Below are 25,999 nucleotides of genomic sequence, written 5' to 3'. Positions count from 1 at the left end.
ACCCGGTCGCGCCGCGAAGCACACTTCCGAGCGTTCCGTGAACGTTCACGGGAGCGTTCACGGCAGACTGCCGGAGGGTCCTCGATGACGCTGACTCGACGTGGTTTCCTGACCGCCGCGACGCTGGGCGCGGCGTCGCTCGGAGTCGCTTCCTGCACCAGCCCGACGACCGCCAACCCCGGCAAGCTCACGCTCTGGTACACCAGCGGCGGGCTCGCGGACACCGTCGTCGCCGACGCCGGGAAGCGGTTCGGTGAGCTGTACCCGTCCCAGGTCAGCGGCCAGCTCAAGCAGCGACTGCTGGCCGCCCTCGCCGGCGAGGCGTACCTGCCCGACATCACGATGCTCGGCGACGACATCGCGACCTACTTCGCCGACACCGCCCACTTCACCGACCTGCGCACCCTCGGCGCGGACGCCCTCAAGGACCAGTACCTGCCCTGGAAGTGGCAGGCCGGCACGAGCCCGGACGGGTTCCGGCTCGGCTTCCCGATCGACATCGGCCCGGCCGCCCTCTACTACCGGCACGACCTCTTCGCCCAAGCCGGCTTCCCCAGCGAGCCGGACGACGTCGCCGCGGCCGTGCCGACCTGGGACGCGTACTTCGACTTCGGGAGACGGCTGCAGGAGAAGCTGCCCGGCCGGCACCTGATCACCGACACGAAGACCGTCTACACGTACTCGATGGCGCAGGAGCCGCAGAAGTACTTCACCCGCGACAACGCCTACCTCGGCGACGCGCCGCAGGTCCGCCGCGCCTGGGACCGCGCGCTCACCGCGTTCCGGTCCGGGCTGACCGCGGGCTACGCCGGTTCGCAGGACCCCGGCAGCTCGGTCGAACGGCACGCCGCCTGGAACTCCGGCAAGGAGCTTAGCTTCGTCAACGCGTCGTGGATCGTCGGCGAGCTCAAGAAGTCCGCGCCGGGCACGGCCGGGAAGTGGCGGGTCTGCCGCGCTCCCGGCGGCGCGGGCAACCAGGGCGGGTCGTTCCTGGCGATCACGAAGTACTGCCCGCGCCCGGAACGGGCGTTCGAGGTCGTCCGCTGGCTGCTCTCGCCGGAAAACCAGCCCCGCTCCTACCTCGAGGCCGGCCTCTTCCCGACCAGCCCGGCGGCGTTCACCGACCCGCGGCTCCTGGAACCCGAGCCGTTCTTCGGCGGGCAAGCCACGATGGCCGTGCTCGGCCGGGCCGCCCGCGAGGTCAAGCCGGCCTACTTCAGCCCATGGGACATCGCGATCAGCGACACCTTCACCGACGAGCTCACCAACGTCGAACTCGCCGGGAAGGACCCCGGCCAGGCCTGGGACGACGCCCGCCGCGCCGTCGACCGGCTGCTGACCCGGCAGGGGGTGCTCTGATGGCCACGCTCACCCGTCCCGAAGCGCCGGTGCGCGTCACGACTCCCCCGCGTCGCAGACGGCTCAAGTACCTCCCGCAGTACCTCGCGATCTCGCCGTTCTTCGTGCTCTTCGCCGTCTTCGGCCTCTACCCGGTGCTGTACTCGCTGTACCTCGCCCTGCAGCGCTGGGACGGCGTCGGGCCGATGAAGTTCGTCGGCCTCGGCAACTTCCAGTTCCTGGTGACCGACCCGGTGTTCTGGGACTCCCTCGGCAACACCCTGGTCATCTGGGTGATGTCGACCGTCCCGATGACCGCGCTGGCCCTGCTGATCGCCGTCGGGCTGCACTCCTCGATCCGGTTCAAGGGCGCGCTCCGGATCGCCTACTTCCTGCCGAACGTGACCTCGATCGTGGCGATGTCGCTGGTCTTCGGCTCGATCTTCAGCAGCGAGTTCGGCATCCTCAACTGGTTCCTCGGCCTCGTCGGCATCGACCCGGTGCAGTGGCTGACCGACCCGTGGGCGATCCGCGGCGCGATCTCGATCATGATCGTCTGGCGCTGGGTCGGCTACAACGCGATCATCTTCCTGGCCGGGATGCAGGCGCTGCCGTCCGATGTGTACGAAGCCGCCCGCGTCGACGGCGCGGGCCCGGTGCGGACGTTCTTCCGCATCACGCTCCCGCTGCTGCGCCCGGTCCTGCTGTTCTCGGTGGTGATGTCGGCGATCAGCGGCCTGCAGATCTTCACCGAGTCGCAGATCCTGCTCGGCAACCGCGGCGGCCCGGACGAGGCGGGCCTGACGATGGTCCTCTACTTCTACGACAACGCCTTCGTGAACAGCGACTTCGGCTACGGCGCCGCGATCGCGTGGGGCATCTTCGTCGTGGTGGTGCTGTTCGCGGTCCTCAACTGGCGGCTGGTCCAGCGCCCCGGCTTCCTGAAGGCGGGCCGATGACCGGACGCGCCGTCACCTACACCGCGCTGATCCTCGGTGCGCTGATCACGCTGTTCCCCTACTACTGGCTCGTCGTGATGGCGTCGAACACGACCGCGGACATCTACTCGTCGCCGCCGACGTGGACGTTCGGCGGCGAGTTCTTCCACAACATCGGCCAGGTGTTCGCGAAGATCGACTTCTTCGGCTCGCTGCTCAACACGCTGCTCGTCGCGGTCGTGACGACGCTGCTGGTGCTGTTCTTCGACTCCCTCGCCGCGTTCACCTTCGCCAAGTACCGCTTCCCCGGCGCGAACCTGCTGTTCGGCGTGGTGCTCGCGACGTTCGTCGTGCCGACGCAGCTCTCGGCGATCCCGCAGTTCACGACCATGGCGCACCTCGGCTGGGTCGGCGACCTCAAAGCGCTGATCGTGCCGGCCGCGGCCAACGCGTTCGGCATCTTCTGGATGCGGCAGTACGCGCAGACCGCCATTCCGGACGAGCTCCTGGAGGCCGCCCGGATCGACGGCTGCGGCTTCTTCCGGACCTACCTTTCGGTCGCCCTGCCGGTGCTGCGTCCGGCGCTGGCGTTCCTCGGCATCTTCACGTTCGTCAACGCCTGGAACGACTACCTGTGGCCGCTGGTCGTGCTGATCGACTCGAACCACGTGACGCTCCAGGTCGCGCTCTCGCAGCTGAACGGCCTGTACGTCAAGGACTACAGCGTCGTCATGGCGGGCACGCTGGTCGCGATCGTGCCGCTGGTCGTCGTCTTCACCTTCGGGGCCCGCCACTTCGTCCGCAACATCGCCGCCGGTGCCCTCAAGGGCTGAAAGGACTCCATGTCGTACGTCGAAGACCCGGGCCCAGGCCACGGTTCGGTGCCCCCGCGCGCGGCCTTCAGCTCCGACGCTCCATCGCTGTCCTTGAACGGCACGTGGCGCTTCCGGCTCTCGCCGAGCCTCGCGGCCGCCCCCGACCCCCTCGACGCGGACGACTCGGGCTGGGACGAGCTGCCGGTGCCGTCGCTGTGGCAGCTGCACGGGCACGGCAAGCCCGCCTACACCAACGTGCACTACCCGTTTCCGGTCGACCCGCCGCACGTGCCGTCGGAGAACCCGACCGGCGACCACCGGCTGCGGTTCGACCTGCCCGCGGACTGGCCGTCCGGCTCGGCGCTGCTGCGCTTCGACGGGATCGACTCCTGCGGCCGGATCTGGCTCAACGGCACCGAGCTCGGCGTCACGAAGGGCAGCCGGCTGCCGTCGGAGTTCGAGGTCGGGCCCCTCCTTCGGCCGCGGGACAACGTCCTTGTCGTGCGCGTGCACCAGTGGTCGGCGGGCAGCTACCTCGAAGACCAGGACATGTGGTGGCTCTCCGGCATCTTCCGGTCGGTCACGCTGCTGGCGCGGCCGCTGGGCGGCATCGGCGACTTCTGGGTCCGCGCGGACTACGACCACACGACCGGCCTGGGCACGGTCCGGGTCGAGGCCGGCGCCGACGTCGTGCTGGACATCCCGTCGCTGGGCGTCGCCGGCCACCCGGCCGGAGAGCCGCTGGAACTCCCCGTCGAGCCGTGGAGCGCCGAGACGCCCCGCCTGTACGACGGGACGCTGTCCACTGTGGCCGAACGCGTGCCGGTGCGGATCGGCTTCCGGACGGTGTCCATCGAGGACGGTCAGCTCAAGGTCAACGGCCGCCGCCTGCTGCTGCGCGGGGTGAACCGGCACGAGCACGACCCGCGCACCGGGCGCGTCGTCTCGCGCGAGACCGCGCTGGCCGACGTCCTGCTGATGAAGCGGCACAACGTCAACGCCGTCCGGACCAGCCACTACCCGCCGGACCCGGCGTTCCTCGAGCTGTGCGACGAGTACGGCCTGTGGGTGGTCGACGAGTGCGACCTGGAGACCCACGGCTTCGGGCCGCTCGGCTGGGACCGCAACCCGAGCTCCGAGCCGATGTGGACGGACGCCTACCTGGACCGGATGCGGCGCACCGTCGAGCGGGACAAGAACCGGCCGAGCGTGATCCTCTGGTCGCTGGGCAACGAGAGTCACACCGGCGACAACCTCGCGCGGATGGCCGAGTGGGTGCGCCACCGCGACCCGACGCGACCGGTGCACTACGAGGGCGACCACGACTGCTCCTATGTGGACGTCCACAGCCGCATGTACGCGACACCGTCCGAAGTGGAGCGGATCGGCCGTCGCGACGACGACAACGAGCGGCGCCGGGACCTGCCGTTCGTGCTGTGCGAGTACGCGCACGCGATGGGCAACGGGCCGGGCGGCCTGCTGGAGTACCGCGAGCTGTTCGAGCGGTACCCGAACTGCCAGGGCGGGTTCGTCTGGGAGTGGATCGACCACGGCCTCGCCGCGCCGGGCCACTTCGCGTACGGCGGCGACTTCGGCGAGCCTATCCACGACGGCAACTTCGTCATCGACGGCCTGCTCTTCCCGGACCGGACACCGTCGCCGGGGCTCACGGAGTTCGCGAAGGTCATCGAGCCGGTCCGGATCTCCGCGGACCCCTCCGGTGTCTTGATCGAGAACCACTACGACTTCGCCGGCACCGGGCACCTGCGGTTCACCTGGGTGCTCGAGGACGAGGGAACCGCCGTCGCCCGGGGCGTCCTCGATGTTCCGGCGGTCCACTCCGGACAGAGTGCGACTCTGGCGCTGCCGTCGTTGCCGCCCACCCGCGGCGAATCCTGGCTGACCGTGTCGGCGTCGCTGGCCTCGTCGACCGCGTGGGCGCCTGCCGGGCACGTCGTCGGCTGGGGGCAGCTGCCGGTGTCGGCGGCACCCGCCCGGCCTTCGCCGCCGGCGCGCGGGCCGGTGTTCCGCACGTCCGGGCAGCTCGTCCTCGGGGCCGGCGAGTTCGACGCGGTGACCGGCCTGCTGACGTCACTCGGCGGGCATCCGATCCGGGGTCCGCGGCTCGACGTCTGGCGCGCGACGACGGACAACGACCGCGGGTCGTCCCCCGGGCCGTCCGAGGCGTCGCAGTGGCTCGAAGCCGGGTTGCACCGGATGCAGCACCGCGTGATCACCGTCGATGCCGACGGCGACGAACTCGTGGTGCGGACCCGGGTCGCCCCGCCGGCCCAGCCGTTCGGCCTGTTCGCGGACTACACGTGGACGGCGTTCGACGGCGGCCTGCGACTGCGCGTGGACGTCACCCCCGACGGCGACTTCCCCGGCACGCTCCCCCGGCTCGGCCTGGCGATGGCGGTCCCGGGCACGTTCGGCTCGGCGGAGTGGTTCGGCGACGGCCCCGGCGAGGCGTATCCGGACAGCTGCCAGGCGGTGCGGATCGGGCGGTTCTCGAGCAGCGTCGACGGCCTGCAGACGCCGTACGTCTACCCGCAGGAGAACGGAAACCGCACCGCGGTGCGCTGGGCCGCCCTGACGGACCCCGATGGCACGGGCCTCCGCGTCGACGGCGACCCCACGTTCGACTTCACGGCGCGCCGCTGGACGGCGGCGGCCCTGGAGGCGGCGCGGCACACGGACGAGCTGGAGTCCGGGTCGCTGGTGCACCTGACGCTGGACGCGGCCCAGCACGGGCTCGGGACGGCGGCCTGCGGGCCCGGGGTGCTGCCGCCGTACCGGCTGGTGCCGCAGAAGACGTCGTTCACCCTTTCGCTGCAGCCCGTGGCGGGTGGTGTCGCAAATTGAGACCCCGGGACGCTCCCGGATGCGGTGTCGTTGACGGATGTCCTCTTCCACGACCGCCCCGTCGAGCGCCCGGCAGCTCACCACGCCCGGCGCGCTGGGCCTGGCCGACCTCGTCGCGATCTTCGACGACCTGCAGTTCACGCTCAAGTGCTGCGAACGGCTGGTGGCGGAGCTGGCCCACCCGCGCGTGGACGCGGTGCTCGTCGAGGCGCTGTGGGTGTCGGCGCTGAACTCCTACGCCCGGTGTTTCCGCACCGGCGACCGCGGGATGGGCCTGACCGTGGACGACGTCAAGGCCACCGAGGTGCCGGGCGAGATCGCCGAGTGGCACGCGCTGCTCGGCCGGATCCGGGACTTCTCGATCGACGGACCGGTCAACCCGCGCGAGACCTACTCGGTGGGCGTCTCACAATCCCCGGCCGGGGAAGCCTCGGGAGTGGTCATCACGTCGGCGGTGCGGCCGCTGGTGGACGACGTCACGGTCCGCCAGACCGGACGGCTGGCCTTCGAGCTGAGCCGCCGGGTGGACGAGCGGATCAAGGAGCACCAGCAGAAGGTCTTCGAGGCGGCGTCGAAGCTGACCTCCGCCCAGCTGGCGGCGTTGCCCGCCATCGAGGTGACGTCTCAATAAGTCTCATTAAGGCGTCTCATTATTCGACGCCGGGCAGGTGCCGGTAGATCGTGGCGCGGGAGACGCCCAGCGCTGTCGCGATGTCGGCCGGCGCGTGGCCCGCGTCGTAGAGGCGGCGGGCCGCCTCAATGGTCTCCGGGCTCATCACCGGCGGCCGGCCGCGGCGGGCGCGGGGCCGGTCCGCCGGCTCGGCCGGCGCGTACAGGCGGTCGACGCCGTCGAGGACCGCGGCGCGCAGCTCGTCCACCGGGGCGTCGGCGAACAGGACCACCGGGTCGCTGAGCATCGCGATCGCCTGCGCCGCGCGGACCCGGCCGGCCAGGTCCGCGTCCGGGCCCGCCACCAGCTGGTTCGCCTGGAGCATGCCGTCGCGGAACCGCTCGAACACGACCTTCGACGCGGTCATCCCGAGGTCGCGCAGGTTCATCCGGAGCAGGTAGCGGTGGTCGAGCCACACGCCGAGGAGGCCCTCGATCGCCGCCGCGCGGGGGTCGGCGGCGTCCGCGGCCTTCGTCATGGTCGCTTCGAGGTCGTCCAGGAGGGGTTGGGCCAGCGCCGTCACGATGTCGGCCTTGCCGGGGAAGTGGTACAGCACCGCGGTCTTGGTGACGCCGACGCGTTCGGCCAGCTCCCGGACCGACGTCGCGTGGAAGCCGCGCTCGGAGAACTCCTCGAGCGCGGCGCGCAGGATCCGGGCGCGGGTGTCGTCGGTCATGGACCGAGCCTAACCCCCTTGCCTGACCGTCGGACAGGAGCGTACGGTCGGCACTGACCGATGGTCAGGACCTTGATGGGGGTAACCACCATGACCGAGCAGACCGTACTGATCTCCGGCGCGGGCGTCGCCGGGCCGACGCTGGCGTACTGGCTGGCCCGCGCGGGCTTCCGGCCGACCGTGGTCGAGCGCGCCGCCGGGCTGCGCTCGAGCGGCAGCCCGGTCGACGTCCGCGGAGCAGCCGCCCACGTCGCCGACCGCATGGGCATCACCGCGAAGCTGCGGGAAGCGGCCACCGCCGTGACGTCGTTGAAGTTCGTCGACGACGCGGGCCGGCGCACCGGCCGGGTCACGATGGGCGGCGACGCCGGCATCGAGCTGCCCCGCACCGACCTCGCGGCGATCCTGCACGGCGCCGCGCGGGAAGACACCGAGTTCGTCTTCCACGACTCGATCACCGAGCTGCACCAGGACGACGGCGGCGTCGACGTCACGTTCGAGCGAGGTGCTCCGCGGCGCTTCGACCTGGTGATCGGTGCGGACGGCCTGCACTCGGCCGTGCGGCGGCTGGCGTTCGGCCCGGAGCACGCGTTCGTCGAGCACATGGGCGTCTACATCGCGACGCTGCCGCTGGCCGAGCCGCCGGCCGACCGCACGGAGCTGGTGATGTACAACTCGCCCGGCCGCGCGGTCGCGGTGCACCCGGCGCGCGGCAAGGGAATCGCGGCGTTCATGTTCCGCGGCGACGCCGTGCCGGGCTTCGACCACCGGGATGCGGCGCTGCACAAGCGCATGCTCGCTTCGGCGTACCAGGGGGCGGGGTGGCGGGTGCCGGAACTGCTGGAGCGCGTGCGCGAGGCGGACGACCTGTACCTGGACTCGGTGAGCCGCGTGCGGATGGACGGCTGGGCGAAGGGGCGGATCGCCCTGGCCGGCGACGCGGCGTCGTGCGTGTCCCTGTTCGGCGACGGTTCGACGCTGGCGATGGCGGGCGCGTACACCCTCGCCGAGGAGCTGGGCCGGACGCCGGGTGATGCGGCGTCGGCGTTCCGCCGGTACCAGGAAGCGCACCGGAAGCTGGTGGAACCCAAGCAGCGCAACGTTTCCACGGCCGCGGCCCTGCTGATCCCGGCGACGCGGGGAGGGCTGGTGGCCCGCAACTTCGGAACGCGCCTGCTGCCCTTGGTGACGGCCGCACGGCGGCTGGTGCCCGCCCGCGCCGCCTAGGGCCGATCAGATCGGCTCGGCCCGTTTCGGCGGACCGGGGAAGGGGCCCGCCGAGTCCTGGTCGGGCGGTACCGGGCCGGGCTCGGTCAGGTCGTAGCCGCGGCCGCGCAGGGTGCGGATCGCCTCGTCGCGGTCGGTGATGCCGGGCCACCACGGCACTTCGCCCCAGGGCCGGTAGCGGTAGGTCGTCATCCCGTCGTAACTGGAGCCGCCGTAGCGGCGCAGCAGCACGCCGTCGGCACGCAGGAGGAGCTGTCCCCACACCCAGCTCTCGGCCGTGTCGGCGGCGAACCCCCAGTGCGCGATCGGCTCGGCCTTACGGTCACCCACGGCAGTCCCCTTCTCCGGTCAGCTTCGCAGCATCGGCGGGTACAGCAGCTCCGCCTTCCCCCGCCGGTACAGCTGGGCCGGCCGGCCGCCGTCGCGGGTCGTCGTGTGGCCCGTCGGCTCCAGCAGCCCCTCGGCGCCCGTGACCTTGCGGTGGAAGTTGCGCGGGTCCAGGCGCGTGTCCCACACCAGCTCGTACACTCGCCGCAGCTCGGCCACCGTGAACTCCGGTGCGCAGAACGCCGTCGCCAGCGGCGAATACTCGAGTTTCGCCCGGGCCCGCTCGAGGCCGTCGGCGAGGATGCGGTCGTGGTCGAACGCCAGGTGCTCGCCGGTCAGGGACCGCACCGGGGTCCAGCGGGCCTCCGCCGCGTCCGTGCCCGCGCTCGGGGTCGGCAGGTTCGGGGCCAGCGCCAGGTAGGCGACCGTCACCACGCGCATCCGCGGGTCCCGGTCCGGGGCGCCGTAGCCGGCGAGCTGTTCGATGTGGACGGTCCCCGGCGCCAGTCCCGTCTCCTCCGCCAGTTCCCGGCGCGCCGCGTCCGAGAGGTCTTCGTCCGCGTGGACGAACCCGCCCGGCAGCGCCCACTCCCCTTTGTACGGCTCGACTCCCCGGCGCACGACCAGCGCGCACAGCTCGTCCCCGGTCAGGGTGAGCACGACGAGGTCGACGGTGACGGCGAACGGCGGGTGACCCATGCCACCACCCTACCCGCTAATCGTCAGCTTGACGATTAGGGCGTGTTCCGCATATCGTCACACCGACGATAAGAGGAGGGCTCATGGCCGACATCGACCGCCGCTTCGGGTTCCGGCACCTGCGTGGCGCACCCACCGTGCACATCCGCCACTACCGCCGCGGCAAGCTCGCGCACGACGGCGTCGGGCTGTCGTTCTGGTACCGGCCGCTCACCGCGGTCGTCTCGGAGGTCCCGGTCGACGACCGCGAGCTGCCGCTGCTGTTCCACGCCCGCACGGCCGACTTCCAGGACGTCACCGTGCAGCTCGCGCTGACCTTCCGGATCGAGGATCCCTCGCTGGCCGCACAGCGGATCGACTTCTCCATCGACCCCGACACCGGGCGCTGGAGAAGCGACCCGCTCGCCCAGATCAGCGGGCTGCTCACCGAGAACGTCCAGCAGTACGCCGTCGAGGTACTGACCCGCACTCCCCTGGAGACCGCGCTGGTCGACGGCGTCCGGGCGGTCCGCGACCGGATCCGCGCCGGGCTCGCCGAGGAGGACACCCGGCTCGCGCAGACCGGCTCGGCGGTCGTCGACGTCCGCGTCGTCGCCATCCGGGCCGAGCCGGAGGTCGAGAAGGCGCTGCAGACGACCGCGCGGGAAAAGGTGCAGCAGGAAGCCGACCGGGCGACCTTCGAACGGCGCGCGCTGGCCGTCGAACGCGAACGCGCGATCGGGGAGAACGAGCTGCAGAACCAGATCGAGCTGGCGCGCCGCGAAGAGCAGCTGGTCACCCAGCGCGGCGCGAACGCCCGCCGGCAGGCCGAAGAAGCCGCGGCGGCGAACCGGATCGAGACCGAGGCGCAGGCGTCGCGCAAGGAGCGGCTGACGCTCGTGGAAGCCGAAGGCAAGCGGCTGCTGGGCGAGGCGGAGGCGGCCGGCGAGACGGCGCGGCTCGCGGCGTACCGCGACCTGCCCGAGGGCGTGCTCACCGGGCTGGCGCTGAAGGAGCTGGCCGGCAACCTGCCGCAGATCGACAGTCTCACGGTGACCCCGGATCTGCTCGCCCCGCTGCTGACCAAGCTGGGTGTGCGGTCGTGAGCCTCGCCCCGCGCGTCGTGCTGGTGCACCGGCGCACCGAGCTCGACGAGCTGCTCGCCCGGCACGGCACGCGCGGCCAGGCGGAGTTCTTCCTACGCACGCGCGGCCGTGACCTGGCCGAGGTGACCGAGGCGGACGCCGCCGTGCGCGCGGCGCTCGCCACAGCGTCGGCGGCGATCCCGCTCGACTGGCGCCGCGGCGAGGTCGAACGGGCGGACCTCGACCGCTTCCTGTTCACCCCGGAGGACGTCGTCGTGGTGGTCGGGCAGGACGGGCTGATCGCCAACGTCGCCAAGTACCTCGACGGCCAGCCGGTGATCGGCGTGACGCCCGGCGCGCCCGGCGTCCTCGTCAAGCACCCCGCGGCCGCCGTCGCGAACCTGGTGCGGTCCACCGGCGACGTCGAGCACCGGACGATGGCCGAGCTCACCGCGGACGACGGCCAGCGGCTGCTCGCGCTCAACGAGATCTACCTGGGCCACGCCGGGCACCAGACGGCCCGCTACCGGCTGGGGGTCGGTGGCGGGCCGGCGGAGCGCCAGGCGTCGTCGGGAATCCTGGTCGGGACGGGCACCGGCGCGACCGGCTGGTGCGGCTCGGTGTGGCGGGAACGCGCGAGCGGGCTCCGGCTGCCCGCCCCCGGCGAGGCCCGGCTGGTCTGGTTCGTGCGCGAGGCGTGGCCGTCCCCGACGACCGGAACCACGTGCACCGAAGGAGACCTGACGTCGGCGCCGCTGACCGTCGAGGTCGAATCCGACCGCCTGGTCGCGTTCGGCGACGGCCTCGAAGCCGACAAGGTCGCCCTCACCCGCGGCCAGACGGCGACGTTCGTCCCCGCCGCGAAGACTGTCCACTTGGTCCGGTGACCGACCGGGACACAATGCGGCAACGTTGTCACACTCGCGGCCACCGGCAGCCAGAATGATCTCCTCGCCGGAGATCGGAGGTGGCCGGGATGACGTGGGTGGTGTGGGTGCTCGCCGCGGTGGTGGTCGCCGTCGCCGGGTTCGGCGTGGTCGCCGTGCCGCGGTGGCGGGATCGGGACCTGCGCCGGCGGACCGCCTGGTCGGCCGCGCGGGCGGCGATCGACAGCGCCGCCGTGAGCCGCGACGCGGCGGCCGCTCCCCTGCCGGAAGCCGAGCAGCTGCTGACCCGGGCAGAGACCATCGCCGCCGCGCACGGCGGTCCGCGTGCGGCCCAGGCGGCCGAAGACCACGCGCGCCGCGCCGACGCGCTCTGGCGGACGGCCGCCCGTGGCTGACCGGATTCGCTGGGTCCTGCTCGCCGCGGCCGTCGCCGTGCTGGTGACGTTCCTCCTCGTGCAGCAGCAGAGCACCGCGGTCAGCTACGGCCAGGCACCGGCGGCGACGGACCCGATCCCCGAAGGTTCGGCCGGTGAGCTGAGCGGCGCGACCGTGCCTTCGGCCGAGCAGCTGACGGCGATGGTCAAGGCCTCCCCGGTCGTGCGGCTGCCGGGCTCGATCGCGACCTGGGACGACCAGGCCGTGAAGGCCGCGGCCGGCGGCACCGCCTACCGGATCCTCGTCGCGCCGCCGGGCCTGCCGAAAGAGGCGCGTGACCGGGTGCGGGACGTCGACGACGCGACCGTCCGCGTGATCGGCACCGAGGTCAGTGGCGGGTTTCTCCAGGCGTCGGCCGATCGCGGCACCGAGTGGATCCGCCAGTTCGCCACCGGCGACGTCACCGAGTCGCTGACGACGCTGATCGCCCACCTGAACCACCGGCCCGAGCCGCCGGACCAGGCCGCGATCGCCCGGCGCGACCCGACGGCCGAGGAGCTCGCCACGGCCACCACGGCGCTGCGCGGCACCGGCCGGTTCATCGCGCCGGGAGCGACGCTGAAGGACGCCCCCGCGACGACGGCCGCGTTCCCCGGCGCACAACCGTTGTACGTCGCGCTGCCGCAGCAGCCCGCCGACCGGCCGTTGGTCCACTTCGGACCGGCGCTGGCGCGGGAGTTCCCCGGCCGCCCGATCGTCGTGCTGTACGGCTCGTGGGTCGAGTACGACGGGCCGTCGGCCGCCGCCTTCTCCGACGTCGCGACGGCGAGCTTCTACGGCCAGTTCGCCGACCGGCTCAGCGAGTACGCCTACCCGCAGCGCAACGTCCTGGGCGCGTGGCTCGACCGGGTCACGGCCATCCGCTACGCCGGGCTGTTCGACCGGCCGCTGCCCTACACCCCGTTCGACCCGCTGCGGGTCGCGCTGCCAGCGCTGCCGTGGCTGTTCGCCGGCTGCGCGGTCGGGTTCCTCGCGCTGTCCGCCCGGCGGGTGCTGCGGCCGGGCCGCCGGCTCGTCCGGACCGGCGTCCCGGCGCGGCTGGCCGGACTGACCGCGCTGGCCGTCGAGATCTCCGGGCTCACGGACGGGCCGTCCGCCGCGGCGCTCACCCGCGGGATCACCCAGCTGACAGCCGCCCGCGCAGCGTTCGACGACAAGCTGCCGGACCGGCACGTGCACGGCCTGCTCGACCACGCGGAGTCCGAATTGGACACCGCGGCCGGGCTGCTGGGCCGCGCCGACTACCGGCCGGCGGCGTTCCTGCAGGGGAGGCTGGCGTGAAACGGCTCTTCGGTTCCGCGTTCGGCGTCGCGGTGCTCGGCTGCCTGGTCCTCGCCGGCTGGGCGGTGTGGTCGGCCGGGATCTTCGACGGTCCGGTCGCCCGGCAGCTGCGGACGGCGTCGGTCTACACCGCGCCCGGAGTCACCCTCGACCAGCCCGCCGCCGAACGCGTGATCGGCAACCGGCGGCTCGTCGTCGCGTTCCTCGAACCGGGCACCGACCTGAGCGAAGCGTGCGACAGCCTGGGCGGCGCGGCCGACGGCACCCTCGCCGTGATGCTCAGCCGCGACGGTGACGACTACAAGAAGTACGGCTGTTCCCGGCTGCCCGGCGGGGACGACGAGAACTTCGGCAAGGCGTTCGTCGCGGAGTCGATGATCGGCAACGGCATCGACGCGTTCACCGACCGGCCCGTCGACGCGCTGAAGGTGATGGTCGTCAACTACGACCTCCTCGTGAAGACCGGCTCGATCCCCGACGGCGGCCGCACGGTCAGCCCGTCGCTGCCGCGGTACCTCGTCGCGGCGGCCGCGGTCGGGGCGGTGCTCCTGGGCGCGGCGGCGCTGTACCTGGCGTCCCGCCGAGCCGCCCGGACCGCGCTCGCCCGCCGCGAACGCCGTGACGCCGAGGCGGACGCCCACACCGAGCTGGCCGCGGCGGCCGCCGTGCTGGCGCAGGAGATCATCGACCTGGACCGGCGGTACGCGCGCGACCGGGGCAAGAGCAAGTTCGCGCGCGGCTACCGGACCCTCGTGTCCGACTACACGAACCTGCTGCCGGATCTCGGCCGGGAGACGCCGGAGCTGCGGGCCCGGGTCGAGAAGCTGCTGACCCGGACCCGCAAGCTGGCCGCTCAGGTGCCGTAGCGGGTCTTGACGATCGACGGCGTGTCGAGGTTGTGGCCCGCGTCCATGCTCTGCGCGAGCCGCAGGTACTGACCCTCGGCCCACATCAGCGGCCCCGCGCTGCCGGTCGGGCGGCCGAGCCCGAAGCACCCGACGTCACCGCGGTCCCAGACCTGCTCGGGCACGAAGTACCCGTCGTTGGCCGAGTCCGCCATGGACTTCAGGTACACCACCGCCGAGCGGCCGTTGGCGAGTTCGTACTGCCCCCGCTCCCCCGACAGCACCGGCCACAGCCGGCCGAACCGCTGACTGCCGCCCGCGGGCCAGCCGTTGCACGTCGTCGTGCTCTCGCCGTAGTTGTCGTGCGGGTAACGGTGGAAGTAGACGTCGCCGTTGGGCAGCGTCACCTGCATCGACGCGTTGCCGTCGGACGCCGCCGCGGTCGGGGCGACCGAATTCGCGATCGTCGCGTCGCCGGCCGGGCGGATGCCGAGCCGCACCAGGTCGAGGAAGCCGAAGTCCGTGACGTCGTGTTCGTAGAAGCAGCCTTCGTCGAAGCAGATCGTCGCGCCGTCGTTCGGGTTCCCGGCGCGGTCGAGCCGTTCGTAGTAGGTGTGCCCGCCCCAGTAGCCGGACGTCGTCACGGTCCAGCCGGCCAGGGAGTTGCGCCAGGAGTCCGCTGTGGACTCCCACGACGTCGCGCTCGCGGTGTCGCCGTTGGCCCGGCCGATCGCGCCCGCGGCGATCAGCCCGGCGATCTCGGCGGCGACCGACGACGGCGACTTGCCGTACTGCTCTTCCCACCGCTCGGTCGTGTCCGGGCCGGTCGCGGTGATGTGGTTCGCCGTCGTCTTGACCTTGGCGTACGTCGAGGCGTCGGTGACGCCGGTCAGCCAGGCCAGCAGGATCGCGTCGGCGTCCTGGTCGAGCTGTTCGCAGCAGCCCAGCTGCTGGGGACTGGCTCCCGTGACGCCGGAAACCGGGCTGTAGCGGGGGAAGGAGCCTGCCGGGTAGGTCATGCCGTCGCCGGCCGTCGGGCTGCCGATCCATTGGGAGTTCCAGAGGAACTGGGCCATGCGCTTGGCCTGGGCGCTGTCCCCGGCGGCCAGGAGGCCCGTCGCCTGCTGGTAGAGGTCACGGCCCCAGACTCGGTGGTAGCCGTCGTTGAGCTGGTCGCCGTTGGTGAAGTTGCCCCATGGTGTCGCGAGGCCTGCGACGCTTGCGCCCGGGTGCTGTTTGTCCTCGGCGGTTTTGAGTGCCATTGCCGCGACGTAGTAGGAGCGGCGTCGTTGCGTGTCGCCGGAGACGCTCGCCGGGGCGGGTTTCAGACTGCTCACGTACGAGTTCCAGCCGCTGCGGTAGGACGTTGCCACCGTGGAGAAGCCGCTGCTCAAAGAGCCGGTCGCCGCTGATGTGGCTGCTGTTGCGGTGGCGCCGTAGCCCAGTGCGACCGTGAACGTCGTGTCCGTGCTTACCGGGATCTGGCCGCACTGGACTGCGTTGCCTGTTCCGGAGATGTTGTCGAACTGGTTGTTCAGGGTTTTGTCTGCGCGTAGGTCGGTTAGGCAGTCGCTCGCCGCGCCGGTGTAGCCGTTGTCGTGGGCGGTGAAGCCTGTCGAGACGCGTAGTGCTGAGACGACCGTGGTGGCTGTGCCGCCGAATAGTGTCTCGGTTCCGCTCGCGATGAGGCCGGTGCCGTCCCACCACGCGTTGTCGTTCGCGCCGCCGCCGGCCATTGATGGGTTGGCCAGGAGGTAGAGGCGGTAGGTTCCGCCGTCCAGGGACTGGAATCGGGTGTTCCGGACGAGCGTCGCTCGGGCCGGGTCGGTGATGTAGTCGGTGGTGATGCGGTATTTGCCGCTCTTCGCCGTGTTGGTGACCGTGTACTGGAGGGCTTTCTCGTCGGGCATCGTCACTACGTGGTTGGTGGCGTCGCGCTCCAGGTCTACGAACGTTGTGCCGTCGGTGATCACGAACTGCATGTCCTGCATGTTCGGGATGTCGGCTCGGGGGTAGAAGACTTCGGATGTCACTCCGTCGGCGATCGTGAACCAGACTGGGCTCGATGTTGTCGTCGAGGTGCCCAGGGCTGATTTGTTGCCCGTTGCCCAGGAGGCTCCTCCGCCGCAGCAGTCTGTTGCCGTGCCCGTCGCTTGGGCCGTTCCTGGTAGGGCTGCGGCTAGGAGGATTCCTGCTCCCGCGCAGGCCAGGACTGCTTTCCACCTGATCATCGAGACCCTCCGACGGCGTTGTCGTTCGATATGTTGTGGGCCGCAACATATTGGGCTCTTTGGGGATGACAGGCAATGTCCGATCGGGCTGGATCGATTCAGGTCTCGGGGACCTTCTGGGTTCTCCGCCACCCCGATGCCCGATTGTGACTACGGCCGGCGCGACCGCGTCAAGGCGGGAAAGATGCCTTGACCCGGTGGCGGCGGCCGTGTTGGGGCTTCGGATCGGGGTTGCGGGGAGGGTCTGGGTGCCCGCCCGGTGCGTGCTTAGGCGTCGGCTATGCGGTCCAGCCACTCTGCCATCAGGACTCGCTCCGCTTCGCTCAGCGCCTTCGCGCCGTCCAGGCCTGCTCGCAGTGCTATTGCTCGCTCTGGCAGGTCGGAGCCCTGTGGCTCCTCTGCTCCTGTCAGGATTCGGGTCAGTACCGTCTCTCGGGCCGTTGGCGACAACTCCTGGTCGCGCTCCCCCTCCGGCGTTGCGATCAGGTTCAGGACCACTCCCATGCCCGTTGCGTGTACCAGTCTTGCTGCGCGTTCGACGCTCACCCGCAGGCGTCCTGCCTCCGCTACTCGCTCGACGATGCTTCGCAGCATCGCCTCCGCTTCGCGTGCTGCCGGCGATGTGCGGCCGGGGCGCGCGTCGCCGTACATCAGTACGTAGAACTCCGGGCGGGACAAGCCGAACTCGACGTGGAGGTCCCAGCCTCGGCGGAGATCCTCTACCGCGTCGCCCGTCGAACCCAGTTCTCGCTTGCTTGTCAGGTACTCGTCGAACCCGTACGCCGCTACCGCGTCCAGTAGGCCGTCCTTGTCGCCGAACAGGCGGTACAGCGCCGGGGGCTGGACGCCCGCCGCCGCGCTCACCGCTCTGGTCGACAGGCCGTCGCGGCCCTCTGCCACCAGGAGCGCCGCTGCTGCTTCGAGGATTCGCTCGCGGGTGTCCAGTGCCGTCTTCGTTGCCATGGTTCCGATGATAACAAATCCTGAGTAGCACTCGTTCGGTATCGGTGATACGGTCGGTCGGGTAACAACGGAAACAGGGAGAACCCATGCACACCCGCACCCTCGGCCGGACCGGTCCGACCGTCAGCGCCCTCGGGCTCGGCCTGATGGGCATGTCCGACCTCTACGGCCCGGCCGATGAGACCGAGTCGGTCGCCACCATCCACGCCGCCCTCGATGGCGGTGTCACCCTGCTCGACACCGGTGACTTCTACGGCATGGGCCACAACGAAATGCTGCTGCGCGATGCCCTGCGCGGCCGCAACCGGGACAAGGCCGTGATCAGCGTCAAGTTCGGCGCGCTGCGTGGTCCGGATGGTTCTTGGCTCGGCAATGACAGCCGCCCGGAGTCCGTCAAGACCTTCCTCGCCTACAGCCTGCGCCGCCTCGGTACCGACCACGTCGACGTCTACCGGCCGGCCCGGCTCGATCCCGCCGTGCCGATCGAAGACCAGGTCGGCGCCTTGGCCGAGCTGGTCAAAGCGGGCTACGTCCGGCACATCGGCCTGTCCGAGGTCGGTGCCGAGACGCTCCGGCGTGCTGCCGCCGTGCACCCGATCTCCGATCTGCAGATCGAGTATTCGCTGCTCTCGCGCGGGATCGAGGCGGACATCCTCCCCGTCGCGCGTGAGCTGGGCATCGGCGTCACCGCTTACGGCGTCCTGTCCCGCGGCCTGCTCAGCGGCCACTGGACGCCGTCGCGGGAACTCACCGCGGGCGACTTCCGCGGCTACAGCCCGCGGTTCCAAGGCGAGAACCTCGACCGCAACCTGGCCCTGACCGACGCCCTCGGCAAGCTCGCCGCGGGCAAGGGCGTCACGACCGCGCAGCTCGCCATCGGGTGGGTCGCCGCCCAGGGCGAGGACATCGTCCCGCTGGTGGGGGCCCGCACCCGCGCCCGGCTGGCCGAGTCACTGGGCGCCGACCTCGAGCTGACGGCCGATGACCTGGCCGCGATCGAAGCCGCCGTCCCGGCCGGCGCCGCCGCGGGTGACCGCTATGCCGCCGCCCAGCTGGACCACCTCGACAGCGAGAAGTAAGCCCGTGGGATGGCACATCGAGACGCTCTCGATGTGCCATCCCCGCTCAGCGGAAGAGCGCCTCGACGCCGTCGACCGCGAAGTACACCGCGAACACCAGTGCCAGCAAGGAAAGCAGCCAGCCGGCCTCGCGCCACTTGCCGCGGCCGATCTTGATCAGCACGAACGCGATCAGGCCGGCGCCGACGCCGTTGGTGATCGAGTAGGTGAACGGGATCAACGCGGCCGTCAGGAACACCGGGATCGTGTAGTCCGGGTCGTTCCACGGGATGTGCCGGCACTGCGCGACCATCATGCCGCCGATGACCACCAGCGCGGGTGCCGCCGCCTGGGCCGGGACGACCCCCGCCAGCGGCGTGAACAGCAGCGTCCCGGCGAACAGCAGCCCGGTGACGACGCTCGCGAGACCCGTCCGGGCGCCTTCACCGACGCCCGCCGCGGACTCCAGGAACACCGTGTTCGGCGACGAACCCGTGACGCCGCCGGCGATCGCACCCGCGCCGTCGACCAGCAGGATCCGGCCCATCCGGGGCACCTTGCCGTTCTTCGACAACCCGGCCTCGTCCGAGACGCTGGTGATCGTGCCCATCGCGTCGAAGAACCCGGACAGCACCAGCGTGAACAGGAACACCGTCGCCGCGAGCGCGCCCGCCGAGGCGAAGCCGCCGAACAGGTCGATGTGGCCGAAGAGCCCGAAGTCCGGTGCCGCGACGACGTGGTCGGGCAAGGCCGGGGTGGTGAGGCCCCAGCCGCCGACGCCGAACACCTGGTGCAGCACCACGGCGAACACGGTGGAGACCCCGATGCTGATCAGCACCGCACCCGGGACCTTGCGGGCCATCAGCACGATCATCAGCAGCAGACCGAAGCAGAACACGACGATCGGCCAGCCGTGCAGGTGCCCGCTCGCCCCGAGGCGCACCGGGACCGTGGTCTCCGCCGAGTCCGGCATCCGGGTCACGAATCCGGCGCTGACCAGCCCGACCAGGGCGATGTAGAGCCCGATCCCGACGGTGATCGCCATCTTGAGCGGCCGCGGGATGGCGTTCATGATCCGTTCCCGGACACCGCTGACCGCCATCAGCACGATGCACACGCCTTCGAGCACGACCAGCCCGAACGCCTGCGCCCAGGTCATCGACGGGGCCATCTGGAAGGCGACGATGCCGTTGATGCCGAGGCCGGCGGCCAGCGCGAGCGGCGCGTTGCCGACGACCCCCATCAGGATGGTCATCACCGCGGCGGCCAGCGCGGTCGCCGTGGTCACCTGCGCGGCGGACAGCCGGGCGCCGGTGATGTCGGCGGAAGCGCCGAGGATCAGCGGGTTGAGGAGCACGATGTACGCCATCGCGACGAACGTCGTGACGCCGCCACGGACTTCGCGCCCGACCGTGCTCTGCCGTGCCCGCAGCTCGAACACGCGGTCCAAGAACGTGCGGCGGGCGGGTTCGGGTACTTCGTCGACTTCGGGTTCGTGGATTTCTACCTGGGTCATGCGTCCTGCCCTTGCCGGTGGGTGTGCTCGGCCAGGCCGAGGCACAACGCCGTGCCTGGGCGAGCGGGACGTGCTGGGGTTGTGGGTGCTCCGGTCAGCTGGCCTCGTGGGTCAGTAATCCGTGCGGTCGCTCTTGTCGAGCCAGGCCGCGAAGGGCGCGAATCCGTCCGTTGTGGACAGTCGCGTGACGGGAACCGTCCAGGTCTCGCGAGGACGGTCGAACAGCTCGTAGAAGGCCCGGTCGTCGAAGCCGGCCTTGGCCGCGTCGTCGCGGTCGGCGGCGTAGACGATCTTGTCCACCCGCGCCCACAGGGACGACGCGAGGCACATCGGGCACGGCTCACAGCTCGACACGAGCACGCAGCCGTCCAGCTTGAAGGTCCCCAGCGCCTGGCAGGCCGCGCGGATCGCGACGACCTCCGCGTGCGCCGTCGGGTCGAGGTTCGCGGTGACCCGGTTGACGCCGGTCGAGACGATCCGCCCGTCGTGGACGATCAGGGCGCCGAACGGGCCGCCGCCGTTCGCGACGTTCGTGGCCGCGATGCGGACGGCTTCCGCCAGCCACTCGGTCTCGGTGGTCAGGGAGGTGGTCACGTCAGACTCCGGTGATGTGTTCGGGACGGATGGGGACGCGCGGCAGCTCGAGGCCGGTGGCCGCGCGGATGGCGTTGGCGATCGCCGGGGTCGCGGAGATCGTGGGTGGTTCGCCGACGCCGCGGACGCCGTAGGGCGCGTGCGGGTCGGGCCGCTCGAGGACGTCGACGCGCATCGGCGGCATGTCGAGGATGGTCGGGATGAGGTAGTCGGTGAACGACGGGTTCCGCACCTTGCCGTCCTTGACCAGGATCTCCTCCATCACGGCGAGGCCGAGGCCCTGCGCCGAGCCGCCCTGGATCTGGGCGACGACGGCGTCGGGGTTCATCGCCTTGCCGACGTCCTGGGCGCAGTCGAGCTGGACGACCTTGACCAGGCCGAGGTCCACGTCGACGTCGACCACCGCACGGTGGGCCGAGAAGCCGTACTGGACGTGGGCGTCGCCCTGCCCGGTCTCCGGGTCCAGCGGGTAGGTCCTGCGGTGGTGGAACTCGCGGGTCTCCTCGATCGCGGTCTCCCCCAGCAGCTCCACCAGGTCCGCGACCACCTCACCGTCGGCCGCGACGACCTTGCCGCCCGTCAGGGACATGCCTTCGGCGGGCACCCCGAGCAGCGCGTACACGGCCTCGGCGACCGCACGGCAGGCGTTGCGGACCGCGCCACCCGTCACGTAGGTCTGGCGCGACGCCGAGCTGGAGCCGGCGTCGCCGACGCTCGTGTCGGCCGGGTGCACGGTCACCCGCGTCAGGCCCAGCTCGGTGCGGGCGATCTGCTGCTGCAGCGTGACGAGCCCCTGGCCGACCTCGGCCGCCGCGGTGTGCACCATCGCCACCGCCTCCCCGCCGAGCACCTCCAGGCGCACGCGCGCGGTCGAGTAGTCGTCGAGGCCTTCGGCGTAGGAGATGTTCTTGATCGTGACGCCGTAGCCGACGCCCCGGACGACGCCTTCGCCGTGCGTGGTGTTGGACGCGCCGCCGGGCAGCTCCCGGATGTCGCGTTCGCCGGCCGGTTCGGGCGGCAGCGGCAGGTCCCGCAGCCGCTGGATCAGCTCGGCGACCGGCGCCGGGAAGTCGACGACCTGGCCGGTGACCACAGTGGACCCTTCGCTCAGGGCGTTGAGGATCCGCAGTTCCGCCGGATCCATCCCCAATGCCGCCGCGAGTTTGTCCATTTGGGACTCGTACGCGTACGTCGGCTGCACCGCGCCCAGCCCGCGCATCGCGCCGCAGGTCGGGTTGTTCGTGTAGACGCCCCAGCCCTCGATGTGCGCGTTCGGCACGTCGTACGGGCCGACGCTGAGCGTGGTGCCGTTGCCGACCACGACCGGGGTCTTGGACGCGTACGCGCCGCCGTCGAAGTACATCTTCGCCCGGACGTAGACGATCTTGCCGTCGCGGGTGGCGCCGTGCTCGTAGTACATCTTCGCCGGGTGGCGGTGGACGTGCCCGAAGAACGACTCCAGCCGGTTGTAGCTCATCTTCACCGGCCGCCCGGTGCGCAGCGCGAGCATGCACGAGTGGATCTGCATGGACAGGTCCTCGCGGCCGCCGAACGCTCCGCCGACGCCGGACAGCGTCAGCCGCACCTTCTCCAGCGGCAGGCCGAGGGCCTTCGCCGTCTGGCGCTGGTCGACGTGCAGCCACTGGGTGGCCAGGTAGAGGTCGACGCCGCCGTCCTCGGCCGGCACCGCGAGGCCCGATTCGGGCCCGAGGAACGCCTGGTCCTGCATGCCGATCTCGTAGACGCCGGAGACGACGACGTCCGCGGTCGCGGTCGGGTCGCCCTTGACGATCCGCTGGTGGCGCACCAGGTTCCCGTCCGGGTGCAGCTTCGGCAGGGTGTCGTCGTGCGCGGCCCGCTCGGGGTCGGTGATCGGCTCGAGGACGTCGTACTCGACGACGATCTCCTTGAGCGCCTGCCGCGCGATCTCCGGGTGGTCGGCCGCGAGGATCGCGACCGGCTCGCCCTGGTAGCGGACCAGGTCCGCGGCCAGCGCCGGGGTGTCCTGGTACTTGAGGCCGTAGACGTTCTCGCCGGGGACGTCCTCGTGCGTGAGCACCGCGTGCACCCCCGGCTGGGCGAGCGCGCGGGAGACGTCGAGGCGGACGATCCGGGCGTGCGGGTGCGGGCTGCGCAGGGTGGCGCCCCAGAGCATGTCCTCGTGCCACAGGTCCGAGGAGTAGGCGAACTCGCCACGGACCTTGAGCGTGCCGTCCGGGCGCAGCGGGCTCTCGCCGATGCCGCCGGCGATCGTGTCGTGCAGCTCCTGCGGGGAATGGGCCGGCGCGCTCATCGGACGGCCTTTTTCGCGGCCGCGTCACGGACGGCGTCGAGGATCTTCTCGTAGCCGGTGCAGCGGCAGAGGTTCCCGGCGAGGGCCTCGCGGATCTCGACGTCGCTGGGGTCGGGGACGCGCTCGATCAGGTCGTGCGCGGCGACCAGCAGTCCGGGCGTGCAGAACCCGCACTGGACGGCACCTTGCTCGACGAACGACTCCTGCACCGGGTCCAGGGCCTCGCCCTCGGCGAGCCCTTCGACCGTGACGACGTCGCGGCCCTCGGCCTGCCCGGCCGCGACCAGGCACGCGCACGCCGGGACGCCGTCGAGGTAGACCGTGCAGGACCCGCATTCGCCCTGCTCGCAGGCGTTCTTCGAACCCGGCAGGCCGAGCCGCTCGCGCAGCACGTAGAGCAGGCTCTCGCCTTCCCAGACGTTGTCCGCCCGGCGGGACTCGCCGTTGACGGTGACGTTCACGCGCACTTCGCGCTCCCTTCGCAGTATTCGGTCCAGGCCCAGGTCAGCGTCCGGCGCGCCATCACACCCAGGGCGTGACGGCGGTAGGCCGCACTCCCCCGGACATCGTCGATCGGCGACGCGGCCCCGGCGACCAGGTCGCCGAAGCGGCGCTTCACCGAGTCGTTGAGCGCCCTCGGCGAGTCCCAGTCCAGCTCTCCGGCCAGGAACTCCTCGGCTTCGAGGGCACGCCGCGGGGTGGGCGCGGCCGAGCCGACACCGGTGCCGACCCGCTTCTCCGCGGGGTGCAGGGCCAGCCCGAAGGCGGCCACGGCGATGACCATCGCGTTGCGCGTGCCGATCTTGCTGAACTGCTGCGGCCCGGTGGCCGGTGCCAGCAGCACGCCGGTGATCAGCTCGTCCGGCTCGAGGACGTTGCGCTTGACCCCCACGTAGAAATCCTTCGCCGCGACGATCCGCGTGCCGCGCACCGACGCGATTTCGACCTCCGCGTCGGCCGCCAGGAGCGCCGGGTGCGAGTCGCCCGCGGGCGAAGCCGCGCCCAGGTTGCCCCCTACGGAACCGCGGTTGCGGATCTGCGGGGACCCGACGGTCCGCGCGGCCATCGCGAGGCCGGGCAGCTGTGTACCCAGCTCGGCGATGATCCGGGTGTAGGGCACGGCCGCGCCGATCCGGATCCGGCCGTCGTCGGTGCCGTGCTCGTGGAGCTCGGCGACGCGGCCGAGGTCGAGCAGGGACTCCGGACGGCGGTGGTCGAAGTTGAGCTCGACCATCACGTCGGTGCCGCCGGCGATCGGGACCGCACCGGGGCTCGCGGCCTTCGCGGCGAGCGCGTCGGCGAGCGTGGCGGGTCGGAGGAATTCCACTGTGGACGTCCTTTCGGGGCTGCTTCGTGAAGAAGTACACACGCTGAGGTGTGGCCGCGACCACGGCAAAACCCCTGAAAGACGGGTGAATTTACGGCCCCGGTTTGTACTTTCCGACAACCGCTTGATCGAAGACGCGGAAAGGCCGTCGCACGAGGTCAGGGTCTCGTACGACGGCCGTGGTCACGCGGGCTCACGCCCGGCCTTATAGGGCGTTATACAGTAGCCGCCGGAACGCGGCCCGACAGCTGTTCGACGACCTTCAGCAACGCCGAGTGGTCCAGGGAGCCGTGGCCCATGGCGCGACCGGCGGCGACGAGCTGGGCGACCAGCCCGGTGAGCGGGAGCGCGACGTCGGCCTGCCGGGCGGCGGCCAGCGCGATCCCCATGTCCTTGTGGTGCAGGTCGATCCGGAACCCGGGCGCGAACTGACGGTCCACCATGGACTTGCGCTTGAGCTCGAGGATCCGGCTGCCCGCCAGTCCCCCGGCGAGCACGTCCAACCCCGTCGAAGCGTCCACACCGGACGCTTCGAGCAGCACGATCGCCTCGGCGACCAGGCCGTAGATGCCGCCGACGACGAGCTGGTTCGCCGCCTTCACGACCTGGCCCGCGCCGTGCGGGCCGACGTGCACGATGGTCTTGCCGACCGCTTCGAGCACCGGCCTCGCGGCCTCGAAGTCTTCTTCGGATCCACCGACCATGATGGACAGTGCCGCCTGCTCGGCGCCGGCCTGGCCGCCGGACACGGGAGCGTCGAGGACGCGGATCTTCCTGTCCCGCGCGGCTTCCGCGATCGCGATCGACGTCTCGGGCCGGATCGTGCTCATGTCGATCAGGAGCGTGCCGGGCTCCGCGGCGTCGAGCACGCCGCCCGCCGCCAGCACGACCTCCTCGACCTGCGGGTGGTTCGGCAGCATCGTGATCACGACGTCCGCCCCGGCCACCGCGTCGGCCACGCCGGTCGCGGCGCGGCCGCCGGCGGCCCGCAGCTTCTCCCCCGCGGCGGGGGTGACGTCGTAGCCGCTGACGTCGTGCCCGGCCGCGACCAGGTGCGCGGCCATCGGCGCACCCATGACGCCCAGTCCGATGAATCCCAGTTTCATGCTCGTCCCCTTCGGGTGATCGGCAGCCAGTTCAGCGAGGTGACGGTGTCGGGTTCCGGGACGTACTCGATCCCCACGAACCCCGAGTAGCCCGCGTTCTGCAGCTTCGCGAGGTGCCCGTCGAGGTCCAGGGAGCCGGTGCCGGGCTGGTGGCGCCCGGGTGCGTCGGCGATCTGCACGTGCCCGATCCGGGAGATGTGCGTCGTCGCCAATGCGTCCAGGTCGTCGCCGTTGACTGCCAGGTGGTAGAGGTCGGCCAGCAGCCGCACGTTGTCGCGCCCGAGGTCGTCGAGCACGGCCACGGCGTCCGCGGCGGTCTTGAGCGGGTAGCGGTCCGCGCCGGAGAGCGGTTCGAGGACCAGCTGCGCGCCGATCTTCGCGGCGGCCTCCGCGGCCGTGGCGAGGTGGACCAGCGCGAGGTCGTCCTGCTTGGCCGGCTCTTCGCCGTCGAGCCGGTTGCCGTAGAGCGCGTTGAAGCTGCGGCAGCCGGTGCGTTCGGCGATGTCGAGCGCCACGACGAGGCTGTCGGCGAACTCGGCCTCGCGGCCGATCCACGACACCAGGCCCCGCTCCCCCGCGGCCATGTCGCCGGCGAAGAAGTTCAGCCCGCGCAGCCGCACGCCGTCCAGGCTCCGCACGAAGGCGTCGACCTCGTCGCGCGCGGGGACCGCGGTGTCGAACGGCCACCAGTACTCGACGTCGGTGAACCCGGCCTCCCGCGCGGCGGCGGCCCGCTCGAGGAGCGGTACCTCCTTGAACAGGATCGACAGGTTGGCGACGTACGGCAGGGAGTGACCCTCTTCTGGCATCGCGACCTCGAATTTCGCTATACGGAATCTTTCTT

General features: G+C 71.4%; 24 protein-coding genes. 12 read left to right on the top strand and 12 right to left on the bottom strand.

Features of this window, described 5'->3' with window-relative positions:
* The first annotated feature begins 84 nt into the window (after window positions 1-84).
* The 5 genes from ACZ7PG_RS38095 to ACZ7PG_RS38075 are packed head-to-tail and all read left to right on the top strand — an operon-like array spanning window position 85 to window position 6,587.
* Window positions 85-1,359, top strand: coding sequence for an ABC transporter substrate-binding protein (locus ACZ7PG_RS38095; protein ID WP_470244040.1), 1,275 nt, complete (start codon window positions 85-87; stop codon window positions 1,357-1,359).
* Window positions 1,359-2,297, top strand: coding sequence for a carbohydrate ABC transporter permease (locus ACZ7PG_RS38090; RefSeq protein ID WP_470244039.1), 939 nt, complete (start codon window positions 1,359-1,361; stop codon window positions 2,295-2,297). Before ACZ7PG_RS38095 ends, ACZ7PG_RS38090 begins: the two co-directional genes overlap by 1 nt.
* Window positions 2,294-3,109 carry a carbohydrate ABC transporter permease gene (locus ACZ7PG_RS38085; protein WP_470244038.1) on the top strand — a complete coding sequence of 272 codons (816 nt, stop codon included), beginning with the start codon at window positions 2,294-2,296 and terminating at the stop codon, window positions 3,107-3,109. The genes ACZ7PG_RS38090 and ACZ7PG_RS38085 overlap by 4 nt, the downstream gene beginning before the upstream one ends.
* Before the next feature lie 9 nt (window positions 3,110-3,118).
* The gene (locus tag ACZ7PG_RS38080; protein ID WP_470244037.1) at window positions 3,119-5,956 is read left to right on the top strand and encodes a glycoside hydrolase family 2 TIM barrel-domain containing protein; all 2,838 of its coding nucleotides are present in this window, start codon (window positions 3,119-3,121) and stop codon (window positions 5,954-5,956) included.
* Between the two features lie 37 nt (window positions 5,957-5,993).
* Window positions 5,994-6,587, top strand: coding sequence for a hypothetical protein (locus ACZ7PG_RS38075; protein ID WP_470244036.1), 594 nt, complete (start codon window positions 5,994-5,996; stop codon window positions 6,585-6,587).
* Between the two features lie 19 nt (window positions 6,588-6,606).
* Here ACZ7PG_RS38075 and ACZ7PG_RS38070 read toward each other — a convergent pair whose 3' ends face one another.
* Window positions 6,607-7,302, bottom strand: a complete 696-nt coding sequence (locus ACZ7PG_RS38070) for a TetR family transcriptional regulator (RefSeq protein ID WP_470244035.1) — start codon at window positions 7,300-7,302, stop codon at window positions 6,607-6,609.
* A gap of 90 nt (window positions 7,303-7,392) precedes the next feature.
* Between ACZ7PG_RS38070 and ACZ7PG_RS38065 the strand changes: the two genes are divergently transcribed.
* Entirely contained in the window at window positions 7,393-8,529 is a 1,137-nt protein-coding gene (locus ACZ7PG_RS38065; protein ID WP_470244034.1) for an FAD-dependent monooxygenase, read from the top strand.
* Between the two features lie 6 nt (window positions 8,530-8,535).
* On the opposite strand, the gene ACZ7PG_RS38060 is transcribed toward ACZ7PG_RS38065, so the two are convergent.
* Complete coding sequence (locus ACZ7PG_RS38060) at window positions 8,536-8,859, bottom strand: hypothetical protein (protein WP_470244033.1); 324 nt, start codon at window positions 8,857-8,859, stop codon at window positions 8,536-8,538.
* Window positions 8,860-8,877: 18 nt separating this feature from the next.
* On the bottom strand, window positions 8,878-9,555 hold the full coding sequence (locus ACZ7PG_RS38055) for an NUDIX hydrolase (RefSeq protein ID WP_470244032.1): 678 nt from the start codon (window positions 9,553-9,555) through the stop codon (window positions 8,878-8,880).
* Window positions 9,556-9,638: 83 nt separating this feature from the next.
* Here ACZ7PG_RS38055 and ACZ7PG_RS38050 point away from each other — a divergent pair, with 83 nt between their 5' ends.
* The 5 genes from ACZ7PG_RS38050 to ACZ7PG_RS38030 all read left to right on the top strand — a co-directional run bounded on the left by ACZ7PG_RS38050 (window position 9,639) and on the right by ACZ7PG_RS38030 (window position 14,088).
* Window positions 9,639-10,640: an SPFH domain-containing protein gene (locus tag ACZ7PG_RS38050; protein WP_470244031.1), complete on the top strand. Its 1,002-nt coding sequence runs from the start codon at window positions 9,639-9,641 to the stop codon at window positions 10,638-10,640.
* Window positions 10,637-11,506, top strand: a complete 870-nt coding sequence (locus ACZ7PG_RS38045; RefSeq protein WP_470244030.1) for an NAD(+)/NADH kinase — start codon at window positions 10,637-10,639, stop codon at window positions 11,504-11,506. Before ACZ7PG_RS38050 ends, ACZ7PG_RS38045 begins: the two co-directional genes overlap by 4 nt.
* 89 nt (window positions 11,507-11,595) lie before the next feature.
* Window positions 11,596-11,901: a DUF6403 family protein gene (locus ACZ7PG_RS38040; protein ID WP_470244029.1), complete on the top strand. Its 306-nt coding sequence runs from the start codon at window positions 11,596-11,598 to the stop codon at window positions 11,899-11,901.
* Window positions 11,894-13,222 (top strand): hypothetical protein, encoded by a 1,329-nt coding sequence (locus ACZ7PG_RS38035; RefSeq protein WP_470244028.1) that lies wholly within the window; start codon window positions 11,894-11,896, stop codon window positions 13,220-13,222. The genes ACZ7PG_RS38040 and ACZ7PG_RS38035 overlap by 8 nt, the downstream gene beginning before the upstream one ends.
* On the top strand, window positions 13,219-14,088 hold the full coding sequence (locus ACZ7PG_RS38030; protein ID WP_470244027.1) for a hypothetical protein: 870 nt from the start codon (window positions 13,219-13,221) through the stop codon (window positions 14,086-14,088). The genes ACZ7PG_RS38035 and ACZ7PG_RS38030 overlap by 4 nt, the downstream gene beginning before the upstream one ends.
* Here ACZ7PG_RS38030 and ACZ7PG_RS38025 read toward each other — a convergent pair.
* Together ACZ7PG_RS38025 and ACZ7PG_RS38020 are read right to left on the bottom strand one after the other, a co-directional pair.
* Window positions 14,076-16,298, bottom strand: a complete 2,223-nt coding sequence (locus ACZ7PG_RS38025) for a glycoside hydrolase family 15 protein (RefSeq protein ID WP_470244026.1) — start codon at window positions 16,296-16,298, stop codon at window positions 14,076-14,078. The two genes, ACZ7PG_RS38030 and ACZ7PG_RS38025, sit on opposite strands and share 13 nt — an antisense overlap.
* Window positions 16,299-16,565: 267 nt before the next feature.
* Entirely contained in the window at window positions 16,566-17,261 is a 696-nt protein-coding gene (locus tag ACZ7PG_RS38020) for a TetR/AcrR family transcriptional regulator (protein ID WP_470244025.1), read from the bottom strand.
* Between the two features lie 86 nt (window positions 17,262-17,347).
* On the opposite strand from ACZ7PG_RS38020, the gene ACZ7PG_RS38015 reads away from it, so the two are divergent.
* Window positions 17,348-18,340, top strand: a complete 993-nt coding sequence (locus ACZ7PG_RS38015; protein WP_470244024.1) for an aldo/keto reductase — start codon at window positions 17,348-17,350, stop codon at window positions 18,338-18,340.
* A 46-nt stretch (window positions 18,341-18,386) separates the two neighbouring features.
* On the opposite strand, the gene ACZ7PG_RS38010 is transcribed toward ACZ7PG_RS38015, so the two are convergent.
* From ACZ7PG_RS38010 to ACZ7PG_RS37980, 7 genes are all read right to left on the bottom strand, one after another.
* Entirely contained in the window at window positions 18,387-19,835 is a 1,449-nt protein-coding gene (locus ACZ7PG_RS38010; RefSeq protein ID WP_470244023.1) for an NCS2 family permease, read from the bottom strand.
* A gap of 111 nt (window positions 19,836-19,946) precedes the next feature.
* Window positions 19,947-20,429 carry a nucleoside deaminase gene (locus ACZ7PG_RS38005; RefSeq protein ID WP_470244022.1) on the bottom strand — a complete coding sequence of 161 codons (483 nt, stop codon included), beginning with the start codon at window positions 20,427-20,429 and terminating at the stop codon, window positions 19,947-19,949.
* Window position 20,430: 1 nt separating this feature from the next.
* Window positions 20,431-22,722 (bottom strand): xanthine dehydrogenase subunit D, encoded by a 2,292-nt coding sequence (pucD, locus tag ACZ7PG_RS38000; protein ID WP_470244021.1) that lies wholly within the window; start codon window positions 22,720-22,722, stop codon window positions 20,431-20,433.
* Window positions 22,719-23,189, bottom strand: coding sequence for a (2Fe-2S)-binding protein (locus tag ACZ7PG_RS37995; protein ID WP_470244020.1), 471 nt, complete (start codon window positions 23,187-23,189; stop codon window positions 22,719-22,721). The genes pucD and ACZ7PG_RS37995 overlap by 4 nt, the downstream gene beginning before the upstream one ends.
* On the bottom strand, window positions 23,180-24,049 hold the full coding sequence (locus ACZ7PG_RS37990) for an FAD binding domain-containing protein (RefSeq protein ID WP_470244019.1): 870 nt from the start codon (window positions 24,047-24,049) through the stop codon (window positions 23,180-23,182). The genes ACZ7PG_RS37995 and ACZ7PG_RS37990 overlap by 10 nt, the downstream gene beginning before the upstream one ends.
* A 215-nt stretch (window positions 24,050-24,264) precedes the next feature.
* Window positions 24,265-25,155: a 2-hydroxy-3-oxopropionate reductase gene (locus tag ACZ7PG_RS37985; RefSeq protein WP_470244018.1), complete on the bottom strand. Its 891-nt coding sequence runs from the start codon at window positions 25,153-25,155 to the stop codon at window positions 24,265-24,267.
* Window positions 25,152-25,964, bottom strand: coding sequence for a hydroxypyruvate isomerase family protein (locus ACZ7PG_RS37980; RefSeq protein ID WP_470244017.1), 813 nt, complete (start codon window positions 25,962-25,964; stop codon window positions 25,152-25,154). The genes ACZ7PG_RS37985 and ACZ7PG_RS37980 overlap by 4 nt, the downstream gene beginning before the upstream one ends.
* Window positions 25,965-25,999 lie beyond the last annotated feature (35 nt).

This window comes from Amycolatopsis sp. NPDC114504, from assembly GCF_055633595.1.
Note: the sequence above shows the minus strand (reverse complement) of the source record. Positions and strands in the feature narration are given on the sequence as shown.